Below are 12186 nucleotides of genomic sequence, written 5' to 3' on the forward strand. Positions count from 1 at the left end.
GCCCGCAGACGTCGGCGCCGACCCGTCGTGTCGGTGCACCGTCCTACCGTGGCGGGATGTCGGACGCGCGCGAGTGGACGGTCGAGGACCACCTGACGGGCGCAGCGCCGGAGCACGTCGCGCTGTGCCGCCGGGTCGAGGAGCTCCTCCTCGGGATGGGCGACGTGCACCGCAGCGTCTCGCGGACCACGATCACGTTCGTCGGGACGCGGCGTGGGTTCGCCGGTGCGCGACCCACCTCGCGCGGGGTCCGCGGCTACCTGGACCTCACGCGCACGCTGCCCGACGACCCGCGCGTCACGAACGTGAGCCCGTACACCGCCCGGCTGTTCGTGCACCAGTACCTCCTGCGCGACGAGACCGACCTCGACGACACGTTCGTCGGGTGGCTGCGCGAGGCGCACGCCGTCGGGCAGGGCGCGCACCTGCGCCGCCCGGCGGACCCGGGTGCGCGGCCCTGACCTGCCGCGACGCCGCCGCTCCCCCTGCGGTCCGCGTCCCCCCGGGCGATACTCGGCGTGACGCACACCGGGACCCGAAGGAGACGCTCGTGACGACCAGCTCGCCCTCCCGCGCCAAGCACCCGCGCAACGCCGTCGCCGGGCCGTACGGCCACCCGTTCCACCCGATCCTCATCACCGTGCCGATCGGCTCCTGGGTCGCGAGCCTCGTGTTCGACCTCGTCTCGCGCATCACGACCGACGGCTCGGCGTTCGTCACCGGCGCGACGTGGCTGATCGGCATCGGGATCGTCGGCGCGCTGCTCGCCGCCGTGTTCGGGTTCCTCGACCTCATGACGATCCCGCAGCGGACCAAGGCGTACCGCACCGCGCTCACGCACATGACGCTCAACCTCGTCGTCGTCGTGCTCTACGCCGTGAACCTCGGGCTGCGCCAGGGCGAGGAGGGCGACGCGATCAGCACCGTGCCGCTCGTCCTGTCGCTCGTCGCGCTGGGCGTGCTCGGTGCGTCGGGCTGGCTCGGCGGCAAGCTGTCCTACCGGTACGGGGTCCGCGTCGCCGACGAGGGCACGCAGGCCGAGGGCTTCCACGTGCAGGCGCCGAAGAGCTGACGCCGCTGACGCCGAACCGGGCGGCACCGGCCCGCGTGCCGGTGCTGCCCGCTTCCGGCTCCGTTGCATAAACGCTTCGGACGCTTCCCCTCCCCCGGGCTGCGTGTGACGGTCGAGCACGAACCGGCCCCGTAGCCCGGGAAGCGCCTGTCGCGACGGTCACGTCCGCACATCGTCGTGCGACGTCCCGCGCGAGGCGCGACACCCTCGTCGTCCCGGCTCCGGTCCGCTCGTCGAGCACCTGGAGGATGCATGTCCGTTCGCCCCCGTCTGCGCAGGCTCGCCCTCGCACTCCCCCTCGCCCTGGTCGCGCCGTTCGTCGCGGTCGCGGTCCTGGCCCCGCCCGCCGCGGCCCACGGCTCCGTGACGGACCCGCCCACCCGCAACTACAGCTGTCTCGAGCGCTGGGGCGACAACCACCTCGACCCGACGATGCAGCAGAAGGACCCGATGTGCTGGGGCGCGTGGCAGCACGACCCCAACGCGATGTGGAACTGGAACGGCCTCTACCGTGAGGGCGTCGGCGGCCGCCACGAGGCGACGATCCCCGACGGCCAGCTCTGCAGCGGCGGCCGGACCTTCTCGCCGCGGTACGACTACATGGACACGCCGGGCAAGTGGGTCGCCAAGGGCGTCCCGCAGAGCTTCACGCTCACGCTGACCGACGGCGCGCAGCACGGCGCCGACTACCTGCGCATCTACGTCTCCAAGGCGGGCTTCGACCCGACGACGGAGCGCCTCGGCTGGGACGACCTCGACCTCGTCACGCAGACCGGTCGGTACGCGCCGGCGGGCAAGTACCAGGCGGACGTGAACCTCGGGAACCACACCGGCCGCGCGGTGCTGTTCACGGTCTGGCAGGCCAGCCACCTCGACCAGCCGTACTACCTGTGCAGCGACATCAACATCGGCGGCGGCACCACGACGCCGACGCCCAACCCGACGCCCACGCCGACGCCGACGGTCACCCCGGGCCCGACGCCGCAGCCCACGCAGCAGCCCACGGGCGCCTGCACGGCCACGGTCTCGGTCGCGAGCAGCTGGGGCAACGGCTACCAGGGCACGATCACGATCAAGGCCGGCTCGGCCGCGGTCAACGGCTGGAAGGCCACCGTGAGCGGCGCGACGATCACGCAGGCCTGGAACGGCAAGCTGTCGGGCAGCACGGTCACCAGCGAGGCCTACAACGGCAAGCTCGCTGCGGGCGCCACGACCACCGCCGGGTTCCTCGGCAGCGGCCCGGCACCGACCAACGCCACCGCCACCTGCACGGCGTCCTGAGGGCCCCGGGACGCACCCGCACGACGTCGGGCGACGAGTCCTGACGGCACGGCCACGGCCCCGTCCCTCTGCCGAGGGGCGGGGCCGCGCCCGTGTCCGCAGTCGATCCCCGGTGAGGCGGTGCGTGGGCCGCGCACGAGCGGGGAGAGCGGTGGGCCAGGTGGGGCTTGAACCCACGACCGACGGATTATGAGTCCGCTGCTCTGACCGGCTGAGCTACTGGCCCGCGTGCGCCAGGCTACCGGGCGGTCGCGCCCGGCCGGCCGCAGCGTGCGGACCGGCCGGGCGCCGCCGGTCAGGGGTAGCTGACCACGAAGCTCGGCACGCCGATCGCGTCGCCGTTGACGGGCGCGCCGGTGTCGTTGACGACGTGGTCGATCGTCCCCGCCCCGAGCTGCACGCTCATGATGTTGTGCAGGCGCACCCCCGGACGGTCGGGCACCTCGAAGCCACGGGTCGCGTGGATCGTCGGGTCGACGTTCGTGTAGACGTACGCCCCGCCGCCCCACAGCTCGTGCTCCCGCACGCGGTCGGACACCTTGTAGGCCGCCCAGCCGAGGACGCCGTCGTGCTGCCACGCCGCCTGGTTCGGCGGGTCGTAGGGCAGCTCGTTCTGGAACATGATCGTGCGGCCGCGCTCGCCGTTCCAGATGACGCTGTACTTCTGGTAGTGCTCGACGAACAGCGCGGTCGCCGTGACGTCGTCGCCGTTGACGACCACGCCGGTCGCCCCGGTGTTGAGGTCCCAGCCGACGCCCTCGCCGTGGTCGGCGCGCCACGCCCAGATGTTGTCGAGCACGACGTCGTCGCTGTTGACCTCGAGGCTGACCTCGGCGCGGCCGACGTGGGGTCCGCCGATGCGGAAGAACACGTCGTGCAGCGTGGTGGGGTTCGACCGGCGGTCGGCGTAGCCGTGGCCGCCGCGGTGCGAGCCGTTCTTCGGCCCGACCTGGAGCAGGACCGGGGAGCTGACCTCGCCCGCGTCGATCATGATGCCCGCGACATCGACGCCGCGGACGTCCGCGACCCGCACGGGGACGACGCCGTTCATCGCCGTGAGCGTCGCGATGCCCAGGCCCAGCACGACGGTGTTCGCGCGCCTGATCTCGAGCGTCCGGTCGATCGCGTAGACGCCGGGCGTGAGCAGCAGGTGCTTGCCGCGGGCGAGCTGGGCGTTGATCGTGCGGGCGCTGTCCGCGGGCGTGGCGACGTAGAAGTCACGCAGCGGGATCGCGCGGCCCGGCGTCGGGCCGTCCTCCCACGTGGTGCCCGAGGACTCGGTGCGCGCCTTCGGGACGAACACCTGGTAGCCCTTGCGGGCGTCGAGGTACAGGTACGGCTTCTCGACGCTGACCGGGTTGGTCGCGAGCGTCGTGTACGGCGGGTCGGGGAACGTCTGCTCCGGTGCGCCCTCGACGCCCGCGAACACCTGGTTCCAAACCGCGTTCGACCACTCGCCGATCGCGCTGTCGCGCACGAGGAACTGCTGCTGCGAGCCGTTGGTCACCGGACCGGTCTTCGAGTCGGCGATGAACCCGCCGCTCGCGTACTGCGGCCCGGCGGTGCAGAAGTCCATCAGCGTGAGGCTGCCGCCCGTGATGTTGACGCGGCGCATCGGGGACGCCTGCGAGACGGCCCAGAAGTTGCCCGCGGCGCGGCAGTCCTTCCCGCCCGCGACGTTGATCGTGAGGTTGGACATCGACCGCCAGAAGTTGACGAGCGCGATGCAGTTGTCGGCCGTGAGGCAGCGGTTGTAGACGTCGACGTGCCCGTTGATCGTGACGTCGGTGGGTGACTGGCCGAGCCCTGCGACCTCGGTGTAGTAGCCGACCTGGAAGACGAGCGGCTCCTCCGGGGTGCCGTACGTGCCGGGCTTGAACAGCAGCGCGTAGCGCCCGTCGCCCATCTCGTCGTCGACCTGCTGGGCGGCGATGGCGTCGACGGTCGCCTGGATCTCGCTCGTCGGCATGCTCGGGTCGAAGACCTTGACGTTGACGCCGAGGTCCGGGAGCCCGGACCCGCCACCGCGGTGGGCGGGCAGCGGGCCGGCGGCGGCACCTCCCGCGACACCGACCGCGGACGCGAGGGTCGCGAGGGTGACGATCCCGACGGCGAGCCGCGTGCGGAGCCGTCGACGATCGGGCCGTCGGGAGGACGAGAGAGCGCTCTCTGACCGAGGCAGCGTCATGGAGGGACCTGCTTTCTGAGGACGGGTCGGCGGTCCACGGCGCGTCCTTGGCCGCTCGACGATGAGCAGCAGGGGCTGGACGCGTGACCGAGATGTCCGACCCGCGGACGCTAGCGGCACGTGTCACCCCAGGTCAAGGGATCGCGGGGGCGGCGGGCGGGCCCTCGGCTGGATAGCGTTCAGCCCGTGCCCCACGTCCTCGTCAACGGCCCCGCGAGCTGGAACACGCTCGTCCGGGTCGCCGCCCTGCCCGACGCCCGCCCCCAGACGCTCTTCGCCTCCGGGCACCGCGACGCGCTCGGCGGGACGTCCGCCGGCAAGGCGCTGACCCTTGCCCGGCTCGGCGTCGACGTCACGCTGCGCACCGCGCTCGGCGACGACGACGCCGGCGACCGCATCCGCGCCGCGCTGTCGCAGCCGGGGCTCGACCTGGTCGCCGACCCTCTGCCCGGCGCGAGCGAGCGGCACCTCAACCTCATGGCGGACGACGGCGGCCGCCTCTCGGTCTACCTCGACCTGCCGCCCGAGCCCGGACCCGCCCCGGCGAGCGTGCAGGCCGCGCTCGCCCGCGCCGACGCCGTCGTCCTCGACCTCGCCGGGCACAGCCGCGAGCTGCTCCCGGTCGTGCGCGCCGCGGGCGTCCCGCTGTGGTGCGACGTGCACGACGACGACGGCCGCGCGCCCTTCCAACGGGAGTTCGCCGAGGCCGCCGACGTTCTCGTCGTGAGCGCCGACCGGCTCGACGACGTCGAGGGCTACCTCGACCGGCACGTGGCGCGGGGCGCCCGCTGGGCCGTCTGCACGCGCGGGCGCGACGGCGCTCTCGCGCTCGGCCGCGACGAGGGCTGGTGGACGGTCTCCGCGGTGCCCGTGACCGCCGTCGACTCCAACGGCGCGGGCGACGGGTTCACCGCGGGGCTGCTCGCGGCGGCGCTGCGCGGGCTCCCCCTGCCCGACGCCCTGCGCCACGCCGCCGCCGCCGGAGCCCTCACCGTCGCGAGCGCCGAGCTCTCCGCGCCGGGGATCTCGCTCGGGGCGGTCGAAGAGCTCGCGCGCGCGGCTGTGGTGACGCAGCGGGTCTGACCTGCGCCTCGTGGTCGCGGCGGTGGCCGGACGGCGCGGCGCCGCGCTCGTGGGTGTCCGCGTCGGCCGACGGCGCCGCGCTGCCCCCGTCGTGCCGGGTCGTGGCGCCCCGGCAGGAACGGTGTCGCGGTCCTGCCCGCCCGCCCGCCACTACGGTGGAGGGGTGCCCCTGTTCTCGCGTCGACCGTCCCTGCCCGCACCGATCCGGGAGCAGCTCGCGCTGCCGCCACGCGACCGCGTGCTCGTCGCGACGGAGCTGACCGGGGGCGGCTGGGCCGCCGCGACCCGACGCGCGCTGTACGTCGTCGACCCGACGGTCGACCGGCGCCCCTGGGCCGACGTCGACCGGGCGACGCTCGACGCCGACACGTCCGTGCTCACCGTCCACTGGGTCACGGGGACGTCCCAGGAGCTCGCGCTGACGGGCAGCGGCGCGCCGGCGTTCGCGCAGGTGCTCCGCGAGCGCGTGCAGTCGTCGGTCGTGCACAGCGAGAAGGTGCCGGTGAAGGGCGCCGGCACCGTCCGGGTCGCGCTGCGCCGCGACGAGGACGGCGAGCTGATGTCCCAGGTCATCGGCGACGGCACCGTCGACCTGACGGACCCGACGGTCGCCGCGCTCGTCGACGCCGCCGAGCGACGCGTCCGGGCGGCGGCGGGCCTCGCCGGGTGAGGTCGCCCGTGACGTCGGCGGGGTGCGACGGAGCACTCCCGGAGGGCTGCTAGAGTTTTCCCCGCGCGATCCCTCGTAGCTCAATTGGCAGAGCATCCGACTGTTAATCGGACGGTTACTGGTTCGAGTCCAGTCGAGGGAGCAACCACGAAAGGCCCCTGACCGGCGGAGACGCCGGGCGGGGGCCTTCGCTCTGCCCCGTGAGCGTCACCTGTACGGGATGCCCTCCGCGTCGAGGATCGCGGTGAACGCCCGGGTGGCCCGGACGAAGTTGGCGGGGCCAGACAGCGCTCCCCACTCGTTGTACGCGCCGAGGTGCGGCTCCATCGAGAAGAAGCCGTCGAAGCCGTCGGCGGCGAGCGCGCGGACCGTCTCCCGGAGCTGTCCGTCGCCCTCGCCGGCCGGCACCACGTCACCGGTCGCGAGCACCGCGTCCTTGATCTGGACATAGTCGGTGTACGGGCGCAGCCGCGCGTACCCGTCGGTGAACGGGGTGACACCGACCTGGACGTAGTTGGCGGCGTCCCACGCCAGCCGGAGCGCGGGTGAGCCCACCGACTCCACGATGTCGAGGACGCGGTCCGGGACGTCGCCGTAGATGTCCTTCTCGTTCTCGTGCAGCAGCACGATCCCGGTCGGCGCGGCCCGCTCGGTGAGCGCCGTCATCCGCCGCAGCACCTCGTCGCGGTGGTCGGCCGGCGCCTGGTCCGGGCGGAGGAAGAACGAGAAGATCCGCACGTAGGGGGCGCCGAGGCGCTGCGCGACGGCGAGCGCCCGGTCGGCCCGCACCAGGTGGGCGTCGAAGTCGTCCTCGATGTTGATCTTGCCGATCGGTGAGCCGATCGACGAGACCGCGATCCCGTGCGCCGCCAGGATCCCGGCGACCTCCTCCACCTGCTCGTCGCTCAGGTCCAGCACGTTGGTGTCCCAGGCGCTGCGGAGCTCGATGTGCGTGATGCCGAGCTCGTCGAGCGTGGCGCACTGGGTCTCGAGGTCGGGGTCGATCTCGTCGGCGAAGCCGGACAGGGTCCACATGGTGTGTCGTCTCCTTCTTCGGGGTGCGGGGTCAGACCGCGCCGCGGTCGCCGAGCACGGCGTGGTCGAGCGCCGCCTTGCGGGCCTCGGACTCGTCGCGGACCTCGCGGAAGCGCTCGTCGGTGAGCGGGTAGGTGACGAACACGATCATGGCGAGCACCGCCGCCACGGCGGGCACGAGACCGAAGACCACCTTGATCGCCAGGAGGGCCGACCCCGGCTGGTCCGGGGTGGCGACCTCGGCCGTCGCCGAGACGTAGCCGCCCAGCGCCAGCGCCCACGCCGTCGCGGCCCCACCGATCGACTGGGTGACCTTGCGCGTGAAGGAGAAGATCGCGTACGTCGCGCCCTCCGACCGCACCCCGGTCTTCCACTCGCCGTACTCGACGGTGTCGGGCTCGAGGGCGAACATCATGGTGTTGATCAGGGAGAACCCGACGCCCTTGATGCCGAGGCAGACCAGCGCGAACCAGACCATGCCGTCGGGGGTCAGGAAGAGCCCGACACCGCCGATCACGGTCAGGACGCCCGCGTACTGGAACAGCGTCTTCTTGCCGAACCGGGCGATCAGCTTCGGGCAGAACGGCGTGATGAGGATCTGCACGCCGGTGCTGAGCAGGGCGACCTGGAACGCGAGGCCGGGGTCGCCGAGGATGTACGTCGCGTAGTAGAGCGTGGCGCCCGTGACCGTGTAGTAGCCCAGCAGGTAGAAGAAGCTCGCGCCGCACAGGATGGCGAGCGGGCGGTTCTGGCGCAGCGTCGCGAACGTCTCCTTCACGGTCACGGTGGCCGAGCGGCGGACGACCGTCTCGTGGCACCACAGGAACGTCAGGCCGAACGCGATCGAGCCGAGCAGCAGGAACAGCAGCGTGATGTTCGTGAAGATCGCCTGCGCCTGCTCGAGGTAGACGTCCGGGGGCAGGGTGTCCTTCTGCGCGCGCAGGTCCGAGATCTGCGGGGCGATGATGTAGCTGATCAGCACGCCGCCCGCCGCTGCCCCGAGGGTGCGGCTCGCGACGAGCTTCGCGCGCTGGTGGACCGACTGCGTCATGGCCGAGGCGAGCGAGCCGTACGGGATGTTCACGAGCGAGTACAGCAGCCCGAGGACGGCGTACGAGACGTACACGTACAGCAGCGTGGCGGCGTCCCCCAGTCCGGTCGGCACCCGGAACGTCAGGAAGCTCATGAACAGCAGCGGCACGGCGAAGAAGAGGATGAACGGGCGGAACTTGCCCCAGCGCGTCATCGTCCGGTCGACCGCGCGGCCGGCGAGCACGTCCGCGAAGGCGTCCCAGAGCCGGACGACGAAGAACATCGTCCCGACGGACGCCGCGGTCAGGCCGGCGACGTCGGTGTAGTAGTAGAGCAGGAACGTCGAACCGAGGGAGAACGCCAGGTTGCAGCCGAAGTCGCCGAGGCTGTAGCCGACCAACGCCCTCCATCTCAGCGGACGGCGGGCCGCCTCCTGCTGCTGGGCGATTGCTGTGGTCATCACTTTCTCTCCTCGTCGAAGGGACGCGCGGCCCGCACATCAGATCCTGGGGCGAGGGGGCGGGCAATCAGTTGCCGGTAGTTGCCGCCACGGTGCGGTCGGTACGGGTCCCTGGCTAGGTTGGCTCCCGTGGCAGAGAAGGTGGTCGTGCTCACCGGTCCGCCCGGCGCCGGCAAGTCGACGGTCGCGGCGCAGCTCGCACGGCGCTTCACCCGTGCGGTCCACCTGCACACCGACGACTTCTGGTCGGCGATCGTCAGCGGCGGCGTTCCGCCCTACGAGCCGTCGGCCCGCGCCCAGAACGAGACGGTGGTCGACGTCCTCGCGGGCGCGGCCTTCACCTACGCCGGCGGCGGCTTCGTGACCGTGGTCGACGGGGTCGTCGGGCCGTGGATGCTCGACCGCTTCCTGGCGGCGGCCCCGCCCGGACGGGACGTCCCGGTGGACTATGTCGTGCTCCGCCCGCAGCGGGAGGTCACGCTCGCGCGCGCGACCGCCCGGGGCCCGGGCGCGCTCGTGGAGGAGGGCCCGGTGCGGCAGATGTGGGACGCGTTCGCGGACCTCGGCGCGTTCGAGGCCCACGTGCTCGACACGTCCGGCGAGGACGCCGCGACGACGACGGAGCGCGTGGCCCGCGCAGTGGCGTCCGGGCGCTGCACGGTCCCGCGCCCGCGCGGCGCCCGACCGACGCCGCCGGTCGGATGACACGGTCCCCCGGCGCTCGTGGCGCCGGTGCAGCAGGTGGCAGGATCGAGCGCCGCCCGGGCAGGACCGGGCCCCGCCGGCCCGCGCCTGACCATCGCGATCCTGCTGTGGCAGCTCGCCGGCTACGGGCAGCGCGGCACGGCCCGCGGGATCTGGAAGAACAACTCGATGTTCCGCCTCCCGGTCGAGGCGCACGTCGCACCCGGCCACGGGATCACGACGACGTCGCCGGGGATGTCCTCCTGGTACGACTGGTCGCGGATCGCGCGCGTCCAGGAGACGCCGCGGGTCTTCGTGCTCCAGATCGACGAGAACCGCGGCGGCCCGTTCTTCGTGCTGGCCAAGCGCGGGCTCCCCTCGCCCCACGACCTCGCCGTGCTGCGCACCGTGCTGTCGGTCGAGGTCGGCTCGCGGTCGGGGACCGTCCTGCTGCTGACGTCCTGACCGACGGCTCGGCCCGAGGCTCCCCCGCTACCGTGGGCCGGTGATCATCTGGCTCAACGGCGGTTTCGGTGCCGGCAAGACGACGCTCGCCGCCGAGCTGCACGGACGGCTCCCGGGCTCGCTGGTGTACGACCCCGAGGACGTCGGCCTGATGCTGTGGAAGTGGCTGCCGCCCGGCGGCGACTTCCAGCACCTGCCGAGCTGGCGCGAGCTCGTCGTGGCGACGGCCGTGTCGCTGCGCCGGCACCACACGTCGACGCTCGTCGTCCCGATGTCGCTCGTCCGTGACGCCTACCGCGACGAGGTCCTGGGCGGCCTCGCGGACGCAGGCGAGGACGTGCTGCACGTCTTCCTCGAGGCCGACGCCGCGGTGCTGCGCGAGCGGCTCGACGCGCGGGCCCGTGCGCTGCACCCTGACAGCCCCGGGTGGGAGGAGGGGGCCGTCGCGCTCGGGCTGCCCCCGCTCGCGGAGGCCGTCGCCGCCGCGGGCCGCCAGCCGGCCGGGACGCTGCTGCTGCGCTCGGACCGGCTTACACCGGCGGAGCTGGCGGACGCGGTGCTGGCCCGGGTCGACGTGCGGGGGTCGCACGGAGCCGGGCCGGCGGCAGGGCGGCCCGGCCCACCGGCCGAGCGGCTCGGCGCACCGCCCGCCGGACGTGCCTGACGTGCGTCGCGCACCGGGTCGCAGCGGTCGTGCACTGACCTATCCCGAGGTCGGCGCCTCCCTCACGGGGGAGCTGCCCCCGGGGTACCGGCACCAGCGTCATCGCGTGCGGCTCGGGACCGGGCGCGCGCTGTTCGAGCGCTCGGCGGCCGCCGTGACGGGGTGGGAGCTGCACCGGCGCGCCGGCGTCCGACCGGCCCTCGGCACCCCGCCCGCGGTGGCCGGCTCGGACGTGGACCTCACGGCGGCGCTCGGCCCGCTCGCCCTGCGTATGTCCTGCCGGGTGGTCGCGGTCGTCGACGAGCCGGACCGCCGGGGGTTCGCCTACGGCACGCTGACCGGGCACCCTGAGCGCGGCGAGGAGGCGTTCGTCGTCCACCGCGACGCGGACGACGCCGTCTGGCTCGAGGTCGTCGCGTTCTCCCGCCCCGGGCGCTGGTACACCCGGCTCGGCGGACCGCTCGCCCGCGACGCGCAGCGCGCCGCGACCCGCCGCTACCTGCGTGCGCTCGTCGAGCTTCCCGCGGCGCCGCTCCCCTGACGTCGTCCGCGGCCCGTCACCCCGGTCGCCGCTCCTGGGCCCCGCTCCGTCCCGAGCGCCGCCACGCGTCCGGGGACATCCCGTGTGCCCGGCGGAAGACCCGGGCGAAGTACGCCGGGTCCGGGTAGCCGACCCGCGCCCCGACCGTGCCGACGAGCAGGTCGCTGCCCTCGAGCAGCCGCCGGGCCTCGGCCATCCGGTGCTCGACGAGCCACTGCTGGACCGTGCGACCGGTGCGCCGGCGGACCGCGGTCGTGACGTGCCCCGGGGTCAGCCCGACCTCGGCGGCGACGTCGCGCAGCGCGAGGGGCTCGGCGTAGCGGCGCGCGAGCACCTCGAAGACCGCCGCGAGCATCGGATCGTCCCAGCCGGCGCGGCCCGACGGGTCGTCGGCGAGGCGGGCGACGTCGACCAGCAGGAGCGTCAGGAGCGCGAGCGCCGCCTCCGTGGCCCCCTGCCGTCGCGCACCCGGCTCGTCGCGCAGCTCGGCCTCGAGGTCGGTGAACCGCCGGGCGAAGCGCGACCGGTCGGCCGGCGGCACGGTGAGCCGGCGGACCGTGGGCGACCCGGGACCGACGAACGGCAGCAGCAGCGGGTGGCTGCGCCACGAGCTCAGGGCGCCCGGGCTGCGGCCCTCGACCGCGTCGGGCGTGAAGAAGACGGCCCACGCCGCTGCGTCGCGGAAACCCTCGCGCCCCGCGCCGAGGACGAGGCCCGGCGGCACGACGAGCACCTCGCCCGCCCGCACCTCGTGCTCCGTCTCGCCGAGCCGCAGGCGGCCGCCGCCCTCCTCGACGTACGCGAGCACGAGGAAGTCGTGCGCGTGCTGGTGCACGCGGGTGGACGGGGCGACGTCGGCGCCCTGGAGGCGGAGCGTGCCGATCGGGGGACGACCCGGCCGGGTCACCCAGGAGTACACCGGGACACCGTCGGGCCGGTGCCGTCGCAGGCGCGTCGAGGCAACCTCGGAGGACGCGACGCCGTGCTGAGGAGACATCCGAACATCGTCCT

The 12186-nt window shown here is 73.7% G+C and carries 13 protein-coding genes and 2 tRNA genes; 10 read left to right on the forward strand and 5 right to left on the reverse strand.

The window, feature by feature from the left end; genetic code table 11:
* The first annotated feature begins 56 nt into the window (after positions 1 to 56).
* The 3 genes from CCE01nite_RS15755 to CCE01nite_RS15765 all read left to right on the forward strand — a co-directional run bounded on the left by CCE01nite_RS15755 (position 57) and on the right by CCE01nite_RS15765 (position 2353).
* Entirely contained in the window at positions 57 to 461 is a 405-nt protein-coding gene (locus tag CCE01nite_RS15755; RefSeq protein ID WP_034625132.1) for a DUF5655 domain-containing protein, read from the forward strand.
* Positions 462 to 550: 89 nt separating this feature from the next.
* Positions 551 to 1072 (forward strand): DUF2231 domain-containing protein, encoded by a 522-nt coding sequence (locus tag CCE01nite_RS15760; RefSeq protein WP_034625135.1) that lies wholly within the window; start codon positions 551 to 553, stop codon positions 1070 to 1072.
* 252 nt (positions 1073 to 1324) lie between these two features.
* On the forward strand, positions 1325 to 2353 hold the full coding sequence (locus CCE01nite_RS15765) for a lytic polysaccharide monooxygenase (protein WP_034625137.1): 1029 nt from the start codon (positions 1325 to 1327) through the stop codon (positions 2351 to 2353).
* A 152-nt stretch (positions 2354 to 2505) separates the two neighbouring features.
* Here CCE01nite_RS15765 and CCE01nite_RS15770 read toward each other — a convergent pair.
* Positions 2506 to 2579 (reverse strand) — tRNA-Ile (locus tag CCE01nite_RS15770).
* A 69-nt stretch (positions 2580 to 2648) separates the two neighbouring features.
* Positions 2649 to 4541: a pectate lyase-like domain-containing protein gene (locus tag CCE01nite_RS15775; protein WP_052103468.1), complete on the reverse strand. Its 1893-nt coding sequence runs from the start codon at positions 4539 to 4541 to the stop codon at positions 2649 to 2651.
* Positions 4542 to 4727: 186 nt separating this feature from the next.
* Between CCE01nite_RS15775 and CCE01nite_RS15780 the strand changes: the two genes are divergently transcribed.
* The 3 genes from CCE01nite_RS15780 to CCE01nite_RS15790 all read left to right on the forward strand — a co-directional run bounded on the left by CCE01nite_RS15780 (position 4728) and on the right by CCE01nite_RS15790 (position 6436).
* A complete protein-coding gene (locus CCE01nite_RS15780; protein ID WP_034625139.1) occupies positions 4728 to 5624 on the forward strand; it encodes a carbohydrate kinase family protein in 897 nt (298 codons plus the stop codon).
* A gap of 163 nt (positions 5625 to 5787) precedes the next feature.
* Positions 5788 to 6294 carry a hypothetical protein gene (locus CCE01nite_RS15785; RefSeq protein WP_034625141.1) on the forward strand — a complete coding sequence of 169 codons (507 nt, stop codon included), beginning with the start codon at positions 5788 to 5790 and terminating at the stop codon, positions 6292 to 6294.
* Between the two features lie 69 nt (positions 6295 to 6363).
* Positions 6364 to 6436, forward strand: a tRNA-Asn gene (locus tag CCE01nite_RS15790).
* A 65-nt stretch (positions 6437 to 6501) separates the two neighbouring features.
* Here the strand turns inward: CCE01nite_RS15790 and CCE01nite_RS15795 are convergent.
* Together CCE01nite_RS15795 and CCE01nite_RS15800 are read right to left on the reverse strand one after the other, a co-directional pair.
* Entirely contained in the window at positions 6502 to 7329 is an 828-nt protein-coding gene (locus CCE01nite_RS15795) for a sugar phosphate isomerase/epimerase family protein (protein WP_034625144.1), read from the reverse strand.
* Positions 7330 to 7360: 31 nt separating this feature from the next.
* The gene (locus CCE01nite_RS15800) at positions 7361 to 8821 is read right to left on the reverse strand and encodes a glycoside-pentoside-hexuronide (GPH):cation symporter (RefSeq protein ID WP_141372662.1); all 1461 of its coding nucleotides are present in this window, start codon (positions 8819 to 8821) and stop codon (positions 7361 to 7363) included.
* Positions 8822 to 8950: 129 nt separating this feature from the next.
* Between CCE01nite_RS15800 and CCE01nite_RS15805 the strand changes: the two genes are divergently transcribed.
* The 4 genes from CCE01nite_RS15805 to CCE01nite_RS15820 are packed head-to-tail and all read left to right on the forward strand — an operon-like array spanning position 8951 to position 11175.
* Positions 8951 to 9526, forward strand: coding sequence for an AAA family ATPase (locus CCE01nite_RS15805; RefSeq protein ID WP_052103472.1), 576 nt, complete (start codon positions 8951 to 8953; stop codon positions 9524 to 9526).
* Positions 9527 to 9562: 36 nt separating this feature from the next.
* Positions 9563 to 9970 (forward strand): YcxB family protein, encoded by a 408-nt coding sequence (locus CCE01nite_RS15810; RefSeq protein WP_141372663.1) that lies wholly within the window; start codon positions 9563 to 9565, stop codon positions 9968 to 9970.
* 40 nt (positions 9971 to 10010) lie between these two features.
* A complete protein-coding gene (locus CCE01nite_RS15815; protein ID WP_084142455.1) occupies positions 10011 to 10634 on the forward strand; it encodes an AAA family ATPase in 624 nt (207 codons plus the stop codon).
* 1 nt (position 10635) lies between these two features.
* Positions 10636 to 11175 (forward strand): DUF1990 domain-containing protein, encoded by a 540-nt coding sequence (locus tag CCE01nite_RS15820; protein ID WP_052103475.1) that lies wholly within the window; start codon positions 10636 to 10638, stop codon positions 11173 to 11175.
* Positions 11176 to 11191: 16 nt separating this feature from the next.
* Here CCE01nite_RS15820 and CCE01nite_RS15825 read toward each other — a convergent pair whose 3' ends face one another.
* Positions 11192 to 12172 (reverse strand): AraC family transcriptional regulator, encoded by a 981-nt coding sequence (locus CCE01nite_RS15825; protein ID WP_084142456.1) that lies wholly within the window; start codon positions 12170 to 12172, stop codon positions 11192 to 11194.
* Positions 12173 to 12186 lie beyond the last annotated feature (14 nt).

This window comes from Cellulomonas cellasea (assembly GCF_006538745.1).
Lineage (GTDB): Bacteria > Actinomycetota > Actinomycetes > Actinomycetales > Cellulomonadaceae > Cellulomonas_A > Cellulomonas_A cellasea.

What these genes read in the sequence shown, in the direction of transcription:
- CCE01nite_RS15825 (WP_084142456.1), bottom strand. Translation starts at nt 12,172, where the DNA reads ATGTCTCCTCAGCACGGCGTCGCGTCCTCCGAGGTTGCCTCGACGCGC.
- CCE01nite_RS15775 (WP_052103468.1), bottom strand. Translation starts at nt 4,541, where the DNA reads ATGACGCTGCCTCGGTCAGAGAGCGCTCTCTCGTCCTCCCGACGGCCC.
- CCE01nite_RS15755 (WP_034625132.1), top strand. Translation starts at nt 57, where the DNA reads ATGTCGGACGCGCGCGAGTGGACGGTCGAGGACCACCTGACGGGCGCA.
- CCE01nite_RS15795 (WP_034625144.1), bottom strand. Translation starts at nt 7,329, where the DNA reads ATGTGGACCCTGTCCGGCTTCGCCGACGAGATCGACCCCGACCTCGAG.
- CCE01nite_RS15765 (WP_034625137.1), top strand. Translation starts at nt 1,325, where the DNA reads ATGTCCGTTCGCCCCCGTCTGCGCAGGCTCGCCCTCGCACTCCCCCTC.
- CCE01nite_RS15800 (WP_141372662.1), bottom strand. Translation starts at nt 8,821, where the DNA reads ATGACCACAGCAATCGCCCAGCAGCAGGAGGCGGCCCGCCGTCCGCTG.